This window comes from Paenibacillus sp. FSL R5-0914, assembly GCF_038004525.1.
Lineage (GTDB): Bacteria > Bacillota > Bacilli > Paenibacillales > Paenibacillaceae > Paenibacillus_AQ.
Genome location: NZ_JBBORH010000003.1, coordinates 982,296 through 1,001,951, shown reverse-complemented (window position 1 = coordinate 1,001,951; position 19,656 = coordinate 982,296). Strand labels below are relative to the sequence as shown.

The window sequence follows — 19,656 nt, the reverse complement described above, 5'->3', positions numbered from 1 at the left end:
AACGCTTTCAAATACATTTTTGATTTTAACAATTTTATTCGATTTATACTTTCAAAATATAACCAATATTGAAAAATCCGTTTGAAATACAGAACTAAAATCAATTATTATTCTACCCATACGCCCCACATTAGTTCTGGAATGTTAATAGTTTCAATGATACACTGAGTGATAATAAGTGGTGAATTTTGACACAAATGTCTGAATACTATCAGGGGCGATTATTATGAACCGAGTTGTTGATCTCTTATATCATGAGTCTGATCAGGAATTAATCTATAATGCATTAGAGCGCACCTTGAAACCAGGTTATTTTTTTGGACCTCATTGCCATGAGAATCTGGAAATCTGTTTAATGAAAGAAGGAGAATGTGACATCATTATTAATGGTGAGAGGATTACCGTTCATAAAGGTGAAATAATGGTCATCTTCCCTCATATGATTCACTCTTTTCATGTAAAATCAGATCAAGAAGCCGTCTTCCTACAAGTTCACTTTTCTCCAGAAAACTTTATTGCAGCAGACCCCAAAGTAAATGAATATATCAGATTTTTACATTATATGTCAGATAGACATATAGCCTATACCTTCCATCCATATACGAAACAGATTCTTTCATGTGTGGATCGTATTTGCGAAGAAGTAAATACTGAAGTAAATATGTACCACAAGTCTCTAGCAAATATTTATATCTACGAATTACTGTTTCTATTATCTCGCGAGATTGAAAAAAGTGTTCGTAAAGTATTCAGAATAAATAATCCCATAGCAATTCGAGCTATCCATTTCATTAGACAAAATGTAGAAAACAATATCACACTAGACGATATCGCTAGCAACTGTAATATAACTACCCGATACCTATCGAAAATTTTCAAACAATACGTGAATATATCGGTGAACGATTATCTTTGTATCACAAAAATTGATAAAGCCATGAATTACATATGTAATACAGAACTCTCCATCACAGAAATATCTTCAAAACTCCAATTTTCTAGTGCACAATACTTCTCAACCGTATTTAAAAAATACAGCGGCGTTACTCCAAAGGAATATAAAAATCTTCGTACGAAGGATATATAGGTTAATAATTGTATCTATATAACAAAAAAAATGAGCTTGCTCCGTCATAATCGACTTCGAGCACAGCTCATTTTCATTGTATATCTGTTATTCTTACTACCCTATGTTCATCCTGATGCTTACCGATTCAGCAAGCTTCCCACATACTTCAGCAGCTCATTGGCGCAAATTGGGCAATAGTGATGCCCATCAATAAGTCTAGCGCACACCTCATTGATCCGTTTAAGCTGACTTTCATCCGGCGTTTTGGACGAGGTGGTGATTTTGACGATATCTTTGAGATCTGTGAATAGCTTCTTCTCAATCGCTTCCCGTAGGCGGTCGTGGTTGTTGTACTCGAATTTCTTCCCTTTGCGTGAATACGCGGAAATCCGGATCAGGATCTCTTCCCGGAACGCTTTTTTCGCATTCTCAGAGATACCGATTTGCTCTTCAATCGAACGCATTAACCGCTCATCCGGCTCCATCTCCTCATCCGTCAGCGGATCGCGGATTTTGGACCAATTGCAGAAGGCTTCGATATTATCGAGATAATTCTCAAATAATGTCTTGGCGGACTCCTCAAAGGAGTAGACGAAGGCCTTTTGCACTTCGCTTTTAGCTAAAATGTCATATTCTTTGCGGGCAATGGAGATGAAGTTCAAATAACGCTCCCGCTCCTCTTTTGTAATCGATGGATGCTGATCCAGGCCGTCTTTAATTGCACGCAACACATCCAGTGCGTTCATGCACTGCAGATCACCTTTGATCAAAGCACTGGAAATCCGGTTGATAACATACCGCGGATCTATTCCGGACATGCCTTCATCCAAATACTCCGTTTGCATCTCCTTGAGATCTGCTTCTTTGTAGCCTTCGACCTCTTCACCATCATACATGCGAAGCTTTTTGATCAGATCCATGCCTTGTTTTTTACTTTCTTTCAGACGGGTCAGGATCGAGAAAATAGCAGCGGCACGCAGCGCATGCGGCGCAATATGCACATGGTTCATATCACTCTGGGCGATCAACTTCGCGTAGATTTTTTCCTCTTCCGATACTCTGAGGTTATACGGAACAGGCATCACAATCATACGGGACTGGAGCGCTTCATTCTTTTTATTAGAAATAAACGACTTATACTCGGTTTCATTGGTGTGAGCTATGATCATTTCATCCGCACTGATTAGCGCGAACCGGCCAGCCTTGAAATTTCCTTCTTGCGTCAGTGACAGCAGATTCCATAGAAACTTTTCGTCGCATTTGAGCATTTCTTGAAATTCCATCAGCCCACGGTTAGCTTTGTTCAGCTCTCCGTCAAAACGGTAAGCGCGTGGATCGGATTCCGAACCAAATTCAGTAATGGTCGAAAAGTCGATACTTCCTGTCAAATCGGCGATATCTTGCGACTTCGGATCGGATGGACTAAAAGTACCAATCCCTACCCGCTCTTCTTCTGACAAAATGACACGAGCCACTTTAACCTGCTCAATATCTCCCGCATAATCATTTCTCAGCCGCATCTGGCAGGATGGGCACAAGTTGCCCTCAATACGCACACCGAGTTCTTTTTCAATCTCTGGACGAAGCTCCAGGGGGATCAAATGTAGTGGATCCTCATGCATCGGGCAGCCCTCAACCGCATATACCGCACCCGCATCCGTCCGCGAGTATTGTTCCAAACCTCTTTTTAACAGTGTGACTAGGGTCGATTTCCCCCCACTGACAGGTCCCATCAATAACAGAATCCGTTTACGAACATCTAGCCGGCGTGCTGCAGAGTGAAAATACTCCTCCACTAACTTTTCGACTGCACGATCAAGTCCAAAAATCTCCTGTTCAAAAAACTTATAACGTTTGCGTCCGTTTATGTCCTCTACGCCATGCGACTTGATCATGTCATAAACGCGGGAGTGAGCGGTTTTTGCGGGAGAGGGGTCTTTTTTCAAAAGTTCTATATATTGCTTGAAGGTCCCGCTCCACGCCAAACGGTCGTTCTCAGCCCGATACGAAGCTATTCGCTCAAAAATATCCATTACTCGCTGCCTCCTCTTGCGCTCCTACTTGCTCTCCTATAGCGTTAAAAAGTGTATTACATACCTATGCGGCAAGCGCGGAATAGTTGACCTCTTTTTTGCTGTGCTATAATAGAGAATCATAAAATCGCAGTAAAACCTTAATGAGAACCCGAAAAAAAGAGCTACGGGAGTGACACTATGGCGGTACGACATGAAACGGAGCTGTATGCTCCTTTGAAGGTTTTTTTTGAAAAGCAAGGATACAGCATCAAGGGTGAGGTTCGGACTTGTGATTTGGTGGGTATTCGTGAGGATTTAGAGCAGCCTCTAATCGTAGAGATGAAAAAATCGTTCAACCTCGCCTTGCTCCTGCAAGGCGTGGAACGGCTAAAGCTCAGTCCTACGGTCTATCTCGCAGTAGAACGTGTCCGTGATAAAAAAGGAGCGGTAAACCAGCGCTGGGGCGAGATTAGCGGACTGTGCCGCCGCCTTGGTCTCGGGCTGATCACCGTTGTTTTTTATAAGACCAAGGCCCCGCTGGTCGAGGTGCTCGTCGAGCCGGACGAGACGCCACCTGCGCAGCGCAGCAACAAGCGGCGGCGCGAGCGCCTGCTCTATGAGTTCCGCGAGCGCAGCGGAGACTACAACACCGGCGGCAGCACGCGCGTCAAGCTCGTGACGGCCTACCGTGAGAAAGCGCTGCGTGTCGCGCTTTCTCTGCAGGCAGCGGAGGCGGAAGCCGCCGTCGCTGCCGAGAAGGCCGCTGCGAAGGCTTCGCTCGCAGCGGGCAAACGTGCAGCGGCGAGCACCGCTGCACAGGCTCCGGCGCTGAGCGCAGCGCCGGAGGGGCGTGCTGCCGGGGACACGGCAGCACGGGAGGCAGCGGCGGCTGGCACGCGAAGCGGTGCCCCTAGCGCTGCCTCAAGCGCCCGCTCGGCCGGGATCTCTCCGGCCGAGCTGCGGAAGCGTAGCGGCGTACCGAACGCCGCCGCTATGCTGCAGCACAACTACTACGGCTGGTTCCACCGTGTCAGCCGTGGGCGCTATACCCTGACCCCAGCCGGTCAGGCCGCGCTAGTAGAATACGCCGCTATAACTGGCGGCGTACCCCATGACAGCAATCATCACAGTAATTAGCTTGCCTATACTAAACAAAAAATTCTTTCAATTTCAAATTTTTGCTGGAGCCTTTCTCTGCTTTTGATCTTTCACTCGGACTTTAAACTTATTATTCTAATGCACACGTAACAATGTCTAGGTAACGCCAAAAAGCATCCCATCGACGGGATGCTTTTTGTGTTCCAATCCGTTAAGCCATAGAAACAGAACTTACCTTCGAAGCATTAATCTCAAGCTGACAAGTTGAATTAAGGGGAAATCATCCCTAAAATTCCTCAATATACGCGCTATAAACCGATATTTAGGGATTTCCTCCCTATAAAAGCATAGATTGCTCCATAAAAAGGGCTTTTTCCGAAATTTATAGGGAGAGATTCCCTATAATCTCCATTCCAGAATATAAATCAGCCAGTTATAGGGAGAAATCCCCTATAATGACCTCCCCCGCACTCTACTCCTTGCCTAATGCACCACTCTGTCCTTTATGACTTCCTGGGTGTGTCATACATTGATCTGCCAGTTCATCTGCCCACACATCTACCTGCGCATATGACCGCTCATCAACCTGTGTGTTACTTTTATACGTCCGATCCATCAGATTCCTAATCAGCACCCACCTAACTCCGAGCCGTGAACTCCTTAACCGCCTCGCTCATCAGATTCATACCAAGTAGCAGCTCATCCCGGCCGGGATGGCTGAAGTTAAGACGAATGTGATTTCCGCTTCCATCTACGCTACATAACGGTCCTGGCAAAAATGCCACTCCCTTACCTAGCGCACATTTTAGCAGTGCCATAACATCCATTCCCTCCGGTGGAGATACCCATAGAAACATACCTCCTGACGGCAGGTCGTAGGAGCTTCCTTTCCAAGCTGGACGTTTTAGCAGTTCAACCATTAACTTCAGTCGGGTGTTATATTCTCGGTTCAGCTGCGCAATATGCTCACGAAGATCAAAAGCGGTCACATCCAATAAATGATGCAAGAGCCGCTGATTTAATGCGCTCGATTGCCAGTCTGCCATCTGCTTGGCAGCAGCCATCATCCCGATCACTTCCCGGCTACCTGCAGCCCAGCCCGTCCGCAGCGCAGGCGCAACGGTCTTGCTGAACGAACCGATATATAATACGTGTCCGCCATCACTTATATTTTCCAGCGCATACAAGGATGGATATCTTGTGGCCCAATGCTCACCATACTTCTGGAAATGTAGATCACCATAAGAATCATCTTCTACAATCAGGATGTTATACGCGATGCAAAGATCCAACACCTCACGCCGTCTCTCTAAGCTCCATAGGATGCCACTTGGATTCGTAAAGCTTGGTGTTGCGAACAACATCTTAGGCTTATGCAGTTCAATTTGCCTCCGCAAATGATCTGGATGAAGCCCGTCCAAGTCACCCTCTACAGGAATAATGATGGCACCCTGCATCCGAAGAGTTTGCAAGAATCCTGGAGATGTCGGATTTTCTACTAATACACGATCTCCCGGATCAATATACACCCGCGACAACAAATCAATCGCTTGCTGGCTCCCCGTTGTTAGCAGAACTCCACCCTCAGTAACAGTTACCCCTTTTTCTCTGAGCCAATCCCCGGCAAGCCACTCCCGAAGTGGACCATACCCTGCAGGATCACCATATTGAAGTGCCCCTGCATCTGCAGATATCACCGTAGAGGCTGCTTCGGCAAGCAGCGATAATGGGAACAGTTCTTCCGCTGGTAATTCTTCAGCAAGCGATATCATGGAGCTTCTCCGTGTTTGGGTGCGAATACTTAGAAGCGGTGACGATAGCAGTGTGTGCGCGCGAGCAGAAAATTGGTAAAGCATGCGAAATCCCCCTTCCCTAGTACCAAGTAGAAATGGCTAAGTTATCCTCTTTCGAGGACGATTATCCATTAAACGTGATATGCTTTCTTTCTTCTATTTCAAGAATATTCCGCCTTTCCCGTCATTATGTCGTATAGCTTGGGTTATGCGTAGATTTGCCTGTTTTGTCTTGAAAAGAGAGCAAATTTCTCAATGGCCTGCGCTCGCGTCGAAACATCAAGCTTCACATAAATTTTGCGCAAGTAATTGTCAATCGAACGACGACTTACTGCAATTTCAAGCGCTATTTTATCATAAGTAATCCCCTGAACGATTCGCTCCATAATAAACATCTCTGTCTGCGTCAATTGAAGAACATCATCCAGTCCTTTAGAAGTCGAAATCGGCCAGGATCCTTTTTCTATCCATTCTAGCGGCATTGAAAGAAAACCCACCCGCAAACCCAGGATCAGCTGTAAAAGCTGATGAGGAGAAGATCCTTTGGAGAAGATCCCGCTGGCTCCCAGCTCTATGAGGGGCTGAAGCAGATCCCTGCCGTCTTCATCCGTCATTACGACAAAATGTGAGTTTGGTGAGCTTTTTTTCATATTTAACAGCACACTCTCAATATTACCTTCAGGCATATGATAATCTGCCAGCACTAGCTCGGGATTCTTTTCCCTTACGATGGAAGCGCCTTCGTCCCAAGTTGAATACATTCCTAGAACTTTTAGCTCTCCTCCCTCTTCCAAAATCAATTTTGTCCCCAGCATACTTGTAGGATGACACCCCACAATAACCACCTGCCAAACCTTCATCATTAATGCCCAGACCCCCTGCTTTATATAATCATCCAGAAAGGAAAGCGCCGCAGCGTTTCCGGTTTAAACGCAAGCAAGGAAGTATGATGACTTGTTCGTTTATTCTCTCGCTGGTTACCTTGAGTACGTCTATCAGAAATTCCAATCTATAGAAATTGTATCGCAGTAGTTTAATAGGATGCAATTACTTTTTCTAGTTTTCACACTCTCTTACATTTTTGCGAAACTAGTCAAAGTCTGATAGAATGGGGACTTGAAAAAAAGACCAACCCGAGGTGATCAAATGCAACCGCTAGCGGAAACGTCCCCGGTACACTCGCGCCGTGCTGCTGTGAGAAGCGGCCCTTCCGTAAAATGGTTTTTACTGTTCTGGATCGTGATGATTGGAATTGGTGTATATGCTGTATACAGCTACACAAACCATTTGAAGCAGCAAGTGCTGAGCGAACTTAGCAATCAGAGCCAGCAGCAGCTAACCGTTCTTAAGACCGACTATGAGTCGAAAATTGCCGTTCTCACTGAAGAAGTGAAGGAATTGCAGAATACAGTGCAAAGTTTTAACGAACTATTAACCTTCACTAAAGATAATGCAAGTGCCAAGACAGACAATAGTAACAAGCTATATACGCAATTGAGCGAAGTTAGCAAACAGTTAGAAGCTTTGAAGAAAGAAATGGATCTGATCAAATGATGACGCCAGTCAAAAGAGTGAACCGTTTCTTTATGCTTCTGACCGCACCTTTTTTAGGTTTACTGATATGTATGTGGTGGTATCGACCACCGCTCGAGCTGGATCTTGATGTAGGACAATTCACACCTATCTCAGGGCCTCTGAATGAAACAGCTAACCTAAAAAAGGATTTAACCCTAGCCGAAGGCACTGCATCCTACACCATAGATGCAGTCAGCGCTAGCGCTAAGCTATATAAAGGAACCACTACTGCTATGAATAAGTTAGTCGAGACAGCGAAGACTCAAGCGAGCCGTCCTGAGCTTATCTATAACCGCCGGATATCTGCCAAGCTTGGAATACCTTCTGAGGTCCTTACTAGCGACCGGATTAGAATCGAGCTATATAAGCTGAATCCAGGTAACTATAAGGCCTATGCTTTGAAGATCAAATTGAAGGATCCAACTGCGATGCAAATGAGTCTTGCGAAGGAAGCTACTGGTGGCGCAGAAACCACTATGCACGCTGTACAAAGTCATGGCGCTATTGCAGGTATTAATGCTGGAGGTTTTGCGGATAAAGCCGGAAAACGCTATCCCTTAAGCACTACTGTGGTTGATGGAAAGTATCTCAATGGTTTCGAGCCGACATTCAAGGATCTCAGCTTCGTAGGTCTGAACAAGTCCGGACAGTTAATCGGCGGGAAATTTTACAGTCGCGCACAGTTAGATCAACTCGAACCCGTATTTGGTGCAACCTTTGTGCCTGTTCTACTTAAGAACAACGTCAAAGTACCGATCCCGGAAAAGTGGAAAACATCCCCCAATCGGGCGCCACGTACAGTAATCGGTAATTATAAGGATGATCAGCTTCTCATCTTTGTAGCGGATGGCTATAATGAGCTTGGCAGCTCTGGTGCTCGGCTAGAGGAAATTCAGAACAAGCTATACAACATGGGTGTCATGGATGCTTATAATCTGGATGGTGGAGGATCGTCATCACTCATCTTCAATGGAAGAGTAGTCAACAAGCCATCAGACGGAAATCTTAGAGCTGTACCAACAAATTTCCTGTTTTTTAAATGATTATAGTAAAATGTCTATGCAACATATCACATTTGCGTTTATTTTTATTGATTTGCAGGGTATAATCTTGATAACGAATACATTTGCTAATGGAGGTGCCAGTATGTCGTTCTCATTAACCTTTTGGATCGTAACTATCGTATTTGTGTTATTTATGGTCGGCATCCTTACCTCATCTTACAACGACGACAAAACAAAAGGTCTATAAGCAAGAAATGTCTCAGCAGCCACTTGGCTCTGAGGCATTTTTTTATAAGCCTGAAACAAAAAAACTGCCACATAAGTAGAGAAATCTACGAATGGGACAGTTTCTTTATTTAGAAAACTATTGGCTGTCAGAATTCTAAATGTGTAAATATGTACTTCCTAGGCGTGTCTTGGCAATTGCGTCATTTCTGATAGGCATGCAGCGCAAATATAACGATCTTTATATTCACTCACACCTTCCATTGATCCGCAGAAAACACATTTTGGACGGTAACGCTCCAAGATGATATGGTCACCCTGTACTAAAATTTCAACCGGGTCGCCTTCATTCATCTGATACCTTTTACGCAGGGACTTAGGCAGAACAATTCTACCCAGCTGATCCACTTTGCGAACTACACCAGCAGGTTTCATATCTAACGTACACCTCTCCTGTTCAACTAATAATTTGTAGCTACTATATATTTCGGCTCATTCATTATATTTCGTTATTAAAATGTCGAATCCTGCTGAAAAAAAACAAAAAAAATGTCTTTTTTCTAAACAAGATTAGGAAAATCCAGCTGTCGAAGGGCTTCATATACAATAATAGCTGCAGAATTCGATAAATTCAGCGATCTCACGGCATCACTCATTGGCATGCGCATTTTTGTTTCTTTACCCGCTTCCAGAATTTCAGCAGAAAGCCCCTTCGTTTCTTTACCAAAGACAAAGAAGTCTCCATCTTGAAAATCAAAATCGCTATATCTCTTCTCCGCTTTCGTCGTTGCGTAAAAGAAACGTCCCTCACTGTACTTCTCAAGTACCTCAGCAAAAGAGTCGTGGTATTCAATGTTAACAGCGTGCCAGTAATCCAATCCTGCTCTTTTCAATGTAGCATCGTCTGTACGGAATCCGAGCGGGCGAACCAGGTGAAGATGAGTGCCTGTTGCTGCGCAGGTACGCGCAATGTTTCCAGTATTGGCCGGTATTTCCGGCTCAACTAATACGATATGGAGTGCCATTATATGGTTCCTTCCTCTCTAAAGGCTTAATAGCCAGATGTTTTACTCTAGTGCATAACCATAGCTTCTCCAAACAAACTGAAAACCTTCCACCCATAGGCGGAAGGTTTACGATAGAGTTCATTAACCTTGAGTTTGCCGGAAATGGTTCATGAAATCAGAAAGTGCTTTAACACTTTCGTAAGGAACTGCATTGTAAATGGAAGCGCGCAAGCCACCCACACTACGATGTCCCTTTAAGCCGACAAAACCTTCCAGTTCAGCAGCTTTAACAAACCGTTTTTCGAGTTCTTCCGATTGCATCCGGAAGGTAACGTTCATAATGGAGCGACTGCTCTTCTCAGCAACGCCACTGTAGAAGCCGTCACTTCCATCGATGTGATCATATAATAGACCCGCTTTTTCAAGGTTCTTGGAATGGATACCAGCAAGACCACCTTGCTCCTCAATCCATTTTAATACTTCGTTAACCATATATACAGAGAAAGATGGAGGTGTATTGTAAAGAGAGTTATTTTTGTAATGAGTGCTGTAACGCATGATAGTTGGAATGTTAGAAGGTGATTCTGCGAGTAATTCCTCTTTAGCAATAACTACAGTCACACCGGAAGGACCAAGGTTCTTTTGTGCTCCAGCATAGATCATTCCGAATTGGTTGACATCGATTGGCTGGCAAAGGATATCACTGGACATATCTGCGATGAGCGGAATCGAGCCAGCATCCGGATATTCTGCATATTGCGTTCCTTCAATGGTCTCATTGGAAGTAACGTGAAGGTAGGCAGCATTTTCCGCAGCTTTAATCGAACTCAATTCAGGTATAGCTAAGAATTTCTTGTCTTCGGAAGAAGCAGCAACATGAGCGCCCCCTACCAATTTAGCTTCTTTATAAGCCTTATCTGCCCAGCTACCTGTCATAACATAGCTACCTACTTGGCCATCGGAAATCAGGTTCATAGGGATCATAGCAAACTGTGTGCTTGCTCCACCTTGTACGAACAATACCTTATAGCCCTTCGGATTGCCGAGGAGCGAAAGCAGACGTTCCTGCGCTTCATTATGCACGGATTCGTAGATTGCTCCACGGTGCGACATCTCCATGATAGACATTCCACTTTCTCGGAAATCAACAAACTCCGCTTGTGCGCGTTCCAGTACCGTAAGCGGCAATGCTGCCGGTCCGGCATTAAAATTGTATGCTCTCTTATTCAAAACTACTCCCCACCCTTTCTCTCCTATCAATATGGATATCGCTTATGATAGCAATAATCTCACACACCAGCAAGTATAATTATTCACATAAAAGCTTTGATTACTGCTTATCATGATGTGAAAAAATGATAAGTTCGGCTCCAGGACTTGCTTTCATGCGGTAAAAGACTAATGTTCACAAAAACTTCAGGTGAGACCACATGGCGTTCTCCCCATAGCGCCATTCGTGCTACTGGGAAATCTCCGCTCTCGCGTACTCCTGTTCCACTAGGCTTATGAACCAACTCCCAATTGAACTCAGCTTCAGGACCTCCCCAGCCACTCAGCTTACAGTAAAATGACCGGTCTGGCTCTTCTGACCAAGTAAGGGTATTACCAGATACCTCTAGCAAATTATTCGTGTATTGAGATTCTGGCTCTTCTACTTTGAGCCCATTCGAGAGGCGTAACTCAAAATCCGAACCTATATTCAAACCATCAATTCCTACGAAATTATGGATGTACTCCTCGGTTTGGATTGGCTTATCCCCTTTGTTATGCAATTCATATGCAATTTTCAATTGGTCGCCCTTTATAGAGATCGTTTTGGTCAAAAGCATCGCGTATCCATTACTTTCCATCGGCTGAACAGTATATGTAATCGAATCATCCCTAACCTCCATATCAACAGCAAAGGGGGTTAGTGGATATTCACTATGAAAGCTATAGCTCTGCGAATCCAGCTTTTGTAACAATCCGATTCCGGGCTTTGGAAACCAGCCTCCGATCGGCGCTTCATCATACCCAATTGCCCGGGAAATGCCAAACTCGTTGCATAGTCCACTTCCGCCAGTACCTTCGCCTTCCTTCAAGCTCTCTGGCACACAAAATGTATGGTTACCCTTTTCTAACGTAACTTGTGTGATAAACCCCGTCCAGTCAAAACGAGTCCCTTTATAATCTTCTCCAATATCAGCGATATCCACAGATAATACGCCATTTGACAGCCTGTAACCCATCCTTCACAAACCCCTTTCAATCATTCAACAAATAAGTAAATTAGCCCCATTATATCATTTATGAAGAACCTTAGTTTTTATAATTTTCAAAAAAACGTCTGCAGCCGCTATTCATAACGGTGCAGACGTTTATAAAAATTTCAGTTAAGATTACGCCAGAGTCACTTCAATCACGTGAAGCTTCTCTGTCTGCAGAGCAAGTAGCTCCTCACGTGGAATAATAGCACTTCCTGAGCCGCGCTGCAGCGTCACCTCACTGCCATTCAACGTAACGGAGTGTATTTGGTACTCTCCGTAGTTAAAGCTTCCAGTGGCTTTATAGACCACTTCAAACTCACGATCTGCAAAGATCGTCTTAATTGATGCTTTACCCTCGGAATCAAACTGTTCTTTAACCAATTTAGGTTCTAGCAATAGATCGCCCAGCTTGCCCTTCACACCAAATACTTCAGTGACCATGGTTAGCAAAAGCCAGCTTGCCGAGCCTGTTAGATACGTGTACATCCCTCTGCCTTGCTCGTTAATATATTCAGGAATACCTGGGTAGATACGAGCTTTTTCGAAATCCGTACTCAAGCTGTAAAGAGATTCGAGGACCTTATGACCTTCTTTTACATAACCACGTTTATACAACGCATTTCCGTACATGATGGTCATGTGACTGAACATGGCCCCATTTTCTTTATGGCCAAAAGCAAAACCAAAAGCACGACCCAGATTTTGCTGAATCCCACCGAAACGTGAATTAAGCCTGTATCCAATCTTATCATCAAATAGATTACGATCTACAGCAGCTATAATGTGTGGAATTTGCTCCGGAGCCGCTGCATGACCCATTAGCGGAAACACTTGGCCCGTAAGCGTCATACGAACGCCTTCAGAAAATTCACCCTCTACCTGTTCACCATCGTTATTATAATAACCATTAAACCAGCCATCGCCATTCTCACTCTGTACCCACTCGTTGCTACGCAAATGGTTAAATAACCATTCCGCTTTTTGTTCCAGATCGTCAGCTACTTTATCAATATCGAGAGATACACGAACTCCACTCACCTTATTTGGTGCGGTAGCATAATATCGATCCAATCTCTCATGCTTACCTGATACAGAACCATAGTCCACAGACTCGTTAAGGGTATCCAGCAGTAGCTGCATTTCTTCGGCTAATTCAACAGTTTCCTGACCTTTAGAATTCTTAAGGTTACGCAGCACCCGGGAAATATCCAATAGATTGCTAGCATAGAAAGATGTAAATGCTACACTCTCTCCGCGATCCGCCCCCATATCGAGGCCATCATTCCAGTCTGCGCCTTCGAGCAGGATATTATTATGTTCTCCTACATTAAAGAACGGAACTAGATTTTGCAGCAAAATATGTTCCAGAATTGTACCTTTGTAGATTTCCCCAGAAACTGTTCTAAGATCACTGCCTACAGAGGTATTCCATGAAGTATCACGTTCCTTACAACGACTCATAAAAGTATCCCGGAAATAAGTCTGTTCTTGCAACAAGAAATCAAGATCACCACTCTGATCCAGATAGAGCATCGTTGTTAAAAATGGCCATGCCCCATGATCCATCCATACACGAGGGATATTGTTACGGTCAGCGATAAATTCACCTGGCTGTTGACCGATAATGGTTGCGTTACTGCCATCAATTCTCACACCAGCGTAATTGTTGAAGAGTAGGCTACGAACTTCGGCAGGCTCCATAATGAGCAGTGCCAGACAGTCTTGCCAAAGATCTCGCCAGCCACGTCCGCCTCTTCCATAATCATGATACGGTAAGAAGGAGTTACCATACAGTCTTCTAAGGACTGGTTGGACAGTTACCCATTTCATCCATTGATCTGCATCCGAGTCGCCGGTATGAAATTCAACCATATTCACTTTGTCTGCCCAGAACGTTTTAGTTTCCTCTAGCAGATGATCAAAAGCTTCAGATGTACCATATTTACTCATCAACGCTTCAACGTTAATTCTATCAATATCAATTGCCATAACTACGACATAAGAATGGCTTGCACCAGAAGACAAGGTAATTGAAGCAAAACGAAGACCGCCAACGGCTTCATAACCCTCTCTATCCACGCCTCCACCTTTACCAATCTCTGGCGTAGCATTCAGAATAACAGCTTCTGGCCAGTCAAGACTTCCACCTTCACCGATAAATTCTTCTTGAATCGGGAAGAAACCATCAGGCTGACTGCCATCACCTTCTGCACCAAATACACCGTAAGAAGTGTGATTAATGCGATGACCACGCTCATCGAAAGATAGTGCAGGTTGAACCTCAACACCATAAGCTGAGGTGTAAATCCGGTTCAGCAGGGAAGTTACATGTCTGTGATCGCGCAGATCATCTGCGGAACGGGCATACAAGGGAACTACCGCCGTTGGCGTAAGAGTAAGCTCCTCTGTTCCCGTATTCGTCAACGTAACTTTCATAAGTTCTACCTTGTCGTTACCGCTAGGTACGAAGCTGGTAATCTCAGCTTTGACACCCATCTCAGAGTTGCTGCGAGTCACACGATGCCATAGAAATCCAGCCTCAAGTACTGCATCATCAGCAGATGGGGTGTAGAACGCTGCATTTTGCTTAGCAGAGTTTCCAGCTGCAGACCAAGCACCTTTGCCTTCGACGTAAACCCAGAAATTACGCGAGGCGCGTGAATTATGCAAATCTTCAACAGATAATGGCGGTGTTAAAAATGTATTATGACCTGTTGTCGCCTGACCATGAAGCTTCGGGGTTACAGTCGACATCATTCCCCCCTCATTTACTAGAGGGAAGTATAAGAAACTACTATGATCCGGTTGCTGAAGCTTGAACTCCCCGTCATTTCCTGTGAATTCAAAGCCTTGAATTTTTTTGCGGTCCATTGTCCCCATCCTCTCATTTACACATCTACTTAAGCTTTAACCGCACCTGCCAATGCACCGTCAACAATATACTTTTGAATGAAGGTGTACAGGACGATAAGTGGTGCAGATACGATCATGATACCGCACGCCAACATAGGCCAGTTGTTTCCGTATTGACCGCGGAATTCTTTAAGCCCGAAGGTAATTGGATAATGTTCCGGACTTGGCAAATACATGATTGGACCTACAAAGTCATTCCAAATGGTAATCGCCGTCAGGATAACACCTGTTGCGATAACAGGTTTCATCAGTGGCATAATGATCTGGAATAAATACCGCATATACCCAGCACCATCCATACCTGCAGCTTCATCCATCTCACGGCTGATCCCTTTAATATAACCTACGAACATCATGAAGACGATCCCTGTTCCTCCTGTTTTTAGGAGAATATAACCCAGCTTCGTATCATAGCCCACAAATCCAAGCTCTTGTTTCAAGGTAAGCATCAATTTGAACTGTGCAACCATAGGGTTAGGTAAGAACTGTGACATCAAGAAGAACAAATAAATAAACCCGCTCCACTTCACATAATTTCTCGCCACCGGGAAAGCTCCGAATAACGACACGATTAGTGTTAGTACCGTTGCTACAACTGTGTACAGCAAACTGTTAATGAAATAATTAGAGAAATTACCTTTCAACCAAGCTTCCTTGTAATTATCCCATTGAATACTTTTCACGACTCCGATTGGGTCTAGCAAGTAATCCGAAAAAGACTTGAATGAAATATTTATTACAAACAATAGTGGCATGATATACAAAACAAGCAATACTGCAATCAGAATATAGGAGAGAGTTTTGGCGGTTTTGGAATCTTTCATTAATACTCCACCTCTCTCTTACGCATTTGTTTAACTGCAAATACAACGAAGACCAGAATCATAAGGAACTGCACCACAGAAAGCGCGGATGGAAGTCCCATCTGTAGAGAACCACGGAACGTCTCTTTATACACGTCATAAGCCATCGTTCTTGTGTTAAAACGACCGTCCGTAGTTGCGAGAATAATATCAAAGGTCGACATCGCACCGATAATGGACAAAATAATATTAATGGTGAACGATGGAGCAATAAGCGGGAATGTAATGTTCTTAAAAGATTGCCACTTCGTAGTTCCATCAATATATCCAGCTTCATACAGATCTTTCGGTACGGATTGTAGGCCTGCAAGGAAAATCAGCATGGAGTAACCCATGTACATCCAAATTTGCGTGAATATAATATAACCAAACGCATGGGTGAAGCTTCCAAAGAACATATCTTTATAACCGAACAATGAATCATACAGTTGATTTACGGGACCACTTAGCGGATCGAACATCAAGCCCCATACCAGTGCAACTACCGATACACCGAGCACAACCGGCAAAAAGAAAACTGCGCGATAAAAATAATCGCCTTTCAGCTTCTGATTAATCACTACGGCCATAAGGAGACCGACACCGTTTTGTACGATTGTAACAATGACCATGAAATAAACTGTTCGTATAATGGAATCCCATCGTTCGCCTGAATTTCCGGAGTTAAAAACACTGTAATAATTGTCAAGGCCTACGAAATTCAATTTGCTTCCTGGAACGTTAGTAATATCTGTAAATGAATAAATGACCGTCATCATAGAGGGTCCAAAATAAAAAATAACATACAACGATAATGGAATCATAAGCAGCAGAAGCGGTAAATATCTTTTTATACCTTTTCCGAACGGATACATTTCTCTCACCTACCCAATCCTAATTCAATAAAATGATCGGGGTCTGTACGAACAGACCCCGATGTTGTAGTACATGATGGTGCACAGTATGTTGTAGATGTCTGTTTATTAGGATAACAGCTTATTTAGGAGCTGCCGCTTCCCATTCTTTTTGTTGTACATCTGCAAGTTCTTTAGCGGTTTTGAATTCGCCGCCTGGTGCCAGGTATTCAGTGTGAACGCCTTCAGCAGCAATGTGCTCGCCTACATTGTCGCGGTTAATCATTATGATTTCATAAGCAAGTTCAAAGTCTTCTGCCATGTATTGGGCAAGTTCGTTGTCAATGAAGTCACTGCCAGTTGCGATGTTATCTTGTGTTGGTACGAATCCGGCAGCCTTAACATATTCCGTGTAATTTTCTGGTTCAGAGAAGAATTCCAACCATTTCAATGCGCCTTCTTTGTTCGGACCTTTTTCTGCTGCATACCAAGTTACATCGTATTTGCCGACAAGAGAAGCGTTCTTAGCAGCATCTTCAGTAGCTGGGATTGGGAAATATCCGAATTTCACATCAGGATTTGCCGCAGCGATTGTAGGTGCATCCCAAGTTCCGTCAGCAATCATAGCTGCTTTACCTGTTGCGAAGTACGAAGGTGCTGTTGCATAGTCAATACCCAAGAAACCATCGATGATGTAGTTATCTTGAAGGGTCTTCATTTTATCCAATACTTCTACAGCCTCAGCATCGTTGAACGCCGAAGTGCCTTTCCAAACGCCTTCAATCCATTTTTGTTGGTCGCCGCCACCTAGAATCTTAGCTTGCAAACCGAACACTGGCAGTTTCAAAGGCCATACGTCTTTACCAGCCACTACGATTGGTACAATGCTCTTGGATTTCAAAGTATCTAGAACACTGATGAACTCTGTCCATGTTGTTGGAACAGTCAAACCGTTTTGTTCAAAAATTTCTTTATTATAGAAGAAACCTGACATTGCTACTTTACCGGTTGGGATCGCATACACTTTATCGTTGTAAGTACCCGCTTTGGCAATATCATTCGCATTGTAGTTTTTAACGAAAGCTTCGTTGCTCAGATCAGCAATCAAACCGGAATCAATCCATTGTTGCCAGTCTGGCACTTTCGCTCCTGGTGTCCAATCTTTAGGAGACAATCTCATACCGGACAAATCGGCAAGGACGTCTACGTCACCAGCTGTAATTCTTGCTCTTTGTGCTTGTTTAAATTCATCGTCCGGACCTGTCGTCGTGTACTCAATCTTGTATTCTGGATATTTCTCTTCAAACTTCTTATTAATGTCTGTAATGACCTTGTTAATGTTTTCTTGTTTCCAGTGCAAGATTTTAATAACCTTTTTCTCACCATTTGCGGGCTTGCTTGTTCCGTTGCCCGAAGTAGCCTCACCATTTGTGTTGTTGCCGCTTCCACATGCTGCTAATGAGAGCACTAGCGCTGAGCTCAACAATACCGCAGAAAGCTTCTTTACCATTTTTGTTACCCCCCAGATGATTTGTATGACCTCTTAACGAAACACCATCTTAATTCCTGAAATTACGAAACTTTAGCAATTATAATACAGAAAGCGGTTTCGTTGTTTTTATTATTACATCGTTATTTATCTTTGTAAAGTCTTTTTTTATTCTCTATCTTTGAACTATTCTTGAACTAGAATCCTCCAAAACCCTTTAAAATCAAGGATTTATCTGTTTGATCGCCAAAGATCCCATTGACTATCTACCTATATAATTATAAAATCATTTACGAAAACGTTTCGTAATTCATATTTGAAATCCATAAAAAGTTTAACTCAACTATACTTTTATCATAGATTACGGAGTATTTCGCATTATAAGGAGGACTAAAGTTGGCCTATAACATTAAAGACATAGCGAAAATAGCTGGAGTTTCTGTTTCGACAGTATCTAAAATCATAAATAACTACAGCGATATTTCGGAAGACACCAAGACTAGGGTACAACAAATCATAAAGGAAACTGGATATACTCCCTCCAATTCAGCAAAAACACTAGCTACAAAATCATCGAATCTAATTGGTGTTATTTTTGCAGGAATGCTGAACGTTGACTTTACCCACCCTTTTTTCATCGAAGTTCTAAATTCCTTCAAAAAACAAATGGGACTGTTAGGTTATGACCTGATCTTTTTCTCTAACGAAAAATTTCAAAGTGGCGATACTAATGATTATCTTGCCCGTTGTCTGCATTTTAATGTGGATGGCTGCCTACTTATTACCGGACAAGAGCTAGAAACCTCCATCAGCGAATTGGATAATAGTTCTATCCCATGCATCGGCGTAGATTTAAAGCTGTCAGGCGACAATTCGGGTTATATCATGTCTGATAATTTTAAGTTGTCTACCAAGGTAGTCGAACACTTTTACTTATTAGGCTATCGAGAACTTGGTTATATCGGCAGCTCCTCTGAGTCAGAAATCTCCAATATACGTGAAAGTGGTTTCCGCAAAGCACTTGAAGATTTAGGACTACCGATCAACGAAAACTGGTTCTTAAACGGCAGCAACTTCTTTGAAGCCAGCGGTTATGAGACCATGCGTAGAATGATTTCGAATGGAAACTTACCCAGAGCGATCTTCGCGGCTTCTGATCAGCTAGCTATTGGGGCTATGCGTGCCCTAAAGGAATCTGCTATTGCTGTTCCTGGAACCGTCGCGATTATTGGCTGTGATGATATCGAAGCCTGCAATTACACAACACCACTCTTGACTACGATTAAGCAAAATAAAGATAAGATCGGTCGTCTAGCTGCGTTAATGCTGTATGATCTAATAAACAATCAATCAGGCACGAGCTCTTTCAGCGTCGAGCCAGAGCTCATCATAAGAGAATCCTGCGGAGCTCCTGAGCGGGGTTTAGTATAGATTCCTAAGTGATACCTCTACTTAATTAAAGCGGAACTACTGGGCAGAATATTAAACTATAGAAGCAAAATGAGGATATCCTTAGCCATATCAAT

The 19,656-nt window shown here is 43.5% G+C and carries 17 protein-coding genes; 5 read left to right on the top strand and 12 right to left on the bottom strand.

Annotation, left to right across the window (positions count from 1 at the left end; all coding sequences use genetic code 11):
• The first annotated feature begins 226 nt into the window (after nt 1-226).
• On the top strand, nt 227-1,087 hold the full coding sequence (locus MKX60_RS27700) for a helix-turn-helix transcriptional regulator (RefSeq protein WP_042125692.1): 861 nt from the start codon (nt 227-229) through the stop codon (nt 1,085-1,087).
• Nucleotides 1,088-1,206: 119 nt separating this feature from the next.
• On the opposite strand, the gene MKX60_RS27695 is transcribed toward MKX60_RS27700, so the two are convergent.
• The gene (locus tag MKX60_RS27695; RefSeq protein WP_042186251.1) at nt 1,207-3,102 is read right to left on the bottom strand and encodes a PrkA family serine protein kinase; all 1,896 of its coding nucleotides are present in this window, start codon (nt 3,100-3,102) and stop codon (nt 1,207-1,209) included.
• Nucleotides 3,103-3,282: 180 nt separating this feature from the next.
• Here MKX60_RS27695 and MKX60_RS27690 point away from each other — a divergent pair, with 180 nt between their 5' ends.
• Nucleotides 3,283-4,221: a DUF2161 family putative PD-(D/E)XK-type phosphodiesterase gene (locus MKX60_RS27690; protein ID WP_341061565.1), complete on the top strand. Its 939-nt coding sequence runs from the start codon at nt 3,283-3,285 to the stop codon at nt 4,219-4,221.
• 433 nt (nt 4,222-4,654) lie between these two features.
• Here the strand turns inward: MKX60_RS27690 and MKX60_RS27685 are convergent, their stop codons facing one another.
• From MKX60_RS27685 to MKX60_RS27675, 3 genes are all read right to left on the bottom strand, one after another.
• Entirely contained in the window at nt 4,655-4,816 is a 162-nt protein-coding gene (locus MKX60_RS27685) for a hypothetical protein (protein WP_179085752.1), read from the bottom strand.
• Nucleotides 4,817-4,820: 4 nt separating this feature from the next.
• Entirely contained in the window at nt 4,821-6,038 is a 1,218-nt protein-coding gene (locus MKX60_RS27680) for an aminotransferase-like domain-containing protein (RefSeq protein ID WP_042186247.1), read from the bottom strand.
• Between the two features lie 143 nt (nt 6,039-6,181).
• Entirely contained in the window at nt 6,182-6,838 is a 657-nt protein-coding gene (locus MKX60_RS27675; protein ID WP_076284210.1) for a DNA-binding response regulator, read from the bottom strand.
• A gap of 283 nt (nt 6,839-7,121) precedes the next feature.
• Between MKX60_RS27675 and MKX60_RS27670 the strand changes: the two genes are divergently transcribed.
• Both MKX60_RS27670 and MKX60_RS27665 read left to right on the top strand, forming a co-directional pair.
• Nucleotides 7,122-7,529, top strand: coding sequence for a hypothetical protein (locus tag MKX60_RS27670; protein ID WP_042186244.1), 408 nt, complete (start codon nt 7,122-7,124; stop codon nt 7,527-7,529).
• The gene (locus MKX60_RS27665) at nt 7,526-8,593 is read left to right on the top strand and encodes a phosphodiester glycosidase family protein (protein WP_341061563.1); all 1,068 of its coding nucleotides are present in this window, start codon (nt 7,526-7,528) and stop codon (nt 8,591-8,593) included. Before MKX60_RS27670 ends, MKX60_RS27665 begins: the two co-directional genes overlap by 4 nt.
• Nucleotides 8,594-8,959: 366 nt before the next feature.
• Here MKX60_RS27665 and MKX60_RS27660 read toward each other — a convergent pair whose 3' ends face one another.
• The 8 genes from MKX60_RS27660 to MKX60_RS27625 form a co-directional block, all read right to left on the bottom strand.
• A complete protein-coding gene (locus tag MKX60_RS27660; RefSeq protein ID WP_039871533.1) occupies nt 8,960-9,214 on the bottom strand; it encodes an AbrB/MazE/SpoVT family DNA-binding domain-containing protein in 255 nt (84 codons plus the stop codon).
• Between the two features lie 125 nt (nt 9,215-9,339).
• Nucleotides 9,340-9,804 carry a tRNA (uridine(34)/cytosine(34)/5-carboxymethylaminomethyluridine(34)-2'-O)-methyltransferase TrmL gene (trmL, locus tag MKX60_RS27655; protein ID WP_042125678.1) on the bottom strand — a complete coding sequence of 155 codons (465 nt, stop codon included), beginning with the start codon at nt 9,802-9,804 and terminating at the stop codon, nt 9,340-9,342.
• 123 nt (nt 9,805-9,927) lie between these two features.
• Nucleotides 9,928-11,016 (bottom strand): 3-phosphoserine/phosphohydroxythreonine transaminase, encoded by a 1,089-nt coding sequence (serC, locus tag MKX60_RS27650; RefSeq protein ID WP_341061562.1) that lies wholly within the window; start codon nt 11,014-11,016, stop codon nt 9,928-9,930.
• A gap of 110 nt (nt 11,017-11,126) precedes the next feature.
• Nucleotides 11,127-12,014: a hypothetical protein gene (locus MKX60_RS27645; protein WP_341061561.1), complete on the bottom strand. Its 888-nt coding sequence runs from the start codon at nt 12,012-12,014 to the stop codon at nt 11,127-11,129.
• A gap of 150 nt (nt 12,015-12,164) precedes the next feature.
• Nucleotides 12,165-14,903 (bottom strand): GH36-type glycosyl hydrolase domain-containing protein, encoded by a 2,739-nt coding sequence (locus tag MKX60_RS27640; RefSeq protein WP_341061559.1) that lies wholly within the window; start codon nt 14,901-14,903, stop codon nt 12,165-12,167.
• 29 nt (nt 14,904-14,932) lie between these two features.
• Nucleotides 14,933-15,769 (bottom strand): carbohydrate ABC transporter permease, encoded by an 837-nt coding sequence (locus MKX60_RS27635; protein WP_341061558.1) that lies wholly within the window; start codon nt 15,767-15,769, stop codon nt 14,933-14,935.
• A complete protein-coding gene (locus tag MKX60_RS27630; protein ID WP_042186236.1) occupies nt 15,769-16,662 on the bottom strand; it encodes a carbohydrate ABC transporter permease in 894 nt (297 codons plus the stop codon). The genes MKX60_RS27635 and MKX60_RS27630 overlap by 1 nt, the downstream gene beginning before the upstream one ends.
• Before the next feature lie 121 nt (nt 16,663-16,783).
• Complete coding sequence (locus MKX60_RS27625; protein ID WP_042186235.1) at nt 16,784-18,151, bottom strand: ABC transporter substrate-binding protein; 1,368 nt, start codon at nt 18,149-18,151, stop codon at nt 16,784-16,786.
• 375 nt (nt 18,152-18,526) lie between these two features.
• Here MKX60_RS27625 and MKX60_RS27620 point away from each other — a divergent pair, with 375 nt between their 5' ends.
• Nucleotides 18,527-19,561: a LacI family DNA-binding transcriptional regulator gene (locus MKX60_RS27620; RefSeq protein WP_042186234.1), complete on the top strand. Its 1,035-nt coding sequence runs from the start codon at nt 18,527-18,529 to the stop codon at nt 19,559-19,561.
• Nucleotides 19,562-19,656: the final 95 nt, after the last annotated feature.

Excerpts from the sequence above, each read along its gene's own strand:
- MKX60_RS27660 (WP_039871533.1), bottom strand. The coding sequence starts at position 9,214 with ATGAAACCTGCTGGTGTAGTTCGCAAAGTGGATCAGCTGGGTAGAATT.
- MKX60_RS27665 (WP_341061563.1), top strand. The coding sequence starts at position 7,526 with ATGATGACGCCAGTCAAAAGAGTGAACCGTTTCTTTATGCTTCTGACC.
- MKX60_RS27695 (WP_042186251.1), bottom strand. The coding sequence starts at position 3,102 with ATGGATATTTTTGAGCGAATAGCTTCGTATCGGGCTGAGAACGACCGT.
- MKX60_RS27690 (WP_341061565.1), top strand. The coding sequence starts at position 3,283 with ATGGCGGTACGACATGAAACGGAGCTGTATGCTCCTTTGAAGGTTTTT.
- MKX60_RS27680 (WP_042186247.1), bottom strand. The coding sequence starts at position 6,038 with ATGCTTTACCAATTTTCTGCTCGCGCGCACACACTGCTATCGTCACCG.
- trmL (WP_042125678.1), bottom strand. The coding sequence starts at position 9,804 with ATGGCACTCCATATCGTATTAGTTGAGCCGGAAATACCGGCCAATACT.
- MKX60_RS27645 (WP_341061561.1), bottom strand. The coding sequence starts at position 12,014 with ATGGGTTACAGGCTGTCAAATGGCGTATTATCTGTGGATATCGCTGAT.
- MKX60_RS27625 (WP_042186235.1), bottom strand. The coding sequence starts at position 18,151 with ATGGTAAAGAAGCTTTCTGCGGTATTGTTGAGCTCAGCGCTAGTGCTC.
- MKX60_RS27635 (WP_341061558.1), bottom strand. The coding sequence starts at position 15,769 with ATGAAAGATTCCAAAACCGCCAAAACTCTCTCCTATATTCTGATTGCA.
- MKX60_RS27640 (WP_341061559.1), bottom strand. The coding sequence starts at position 14,903 with ATGGACCGCAAAAAAATTCAAGGCTTTGAATTCACAGGAAATGACGGG.
- MKX60_RS27675 (WP_076284210.1), bottom strand. The coding sequence starts at position 6,838 with ATGATGAAGGTTTGGCAGGTGGTTATTGTGGGGTGTCATCCTACAAGT.
- MKX60_RS27700 (WP_042125692.1), top strand. The coding sequence starts at position 227 with ATGAACCGAGTTGTTGATCTCTTATATCATGAGTCTGATCAGGAATTA.
- MKX60_RS27670 (WP_042186244.1), top strand. The coding sequence starts at position 7,122 with ATGCAACCGCTAGCGGAAACGTCCCCGGTACACTCGCGCCGTGCTGCT.
- MKX60_RS27630 (WP_042186236.1), bottom strand. The coding sequence starts at position 16,662 with ATGTATCCGTTCGGAAAAGGTATAAAAAGATATTTACCGCTTCTGCTG.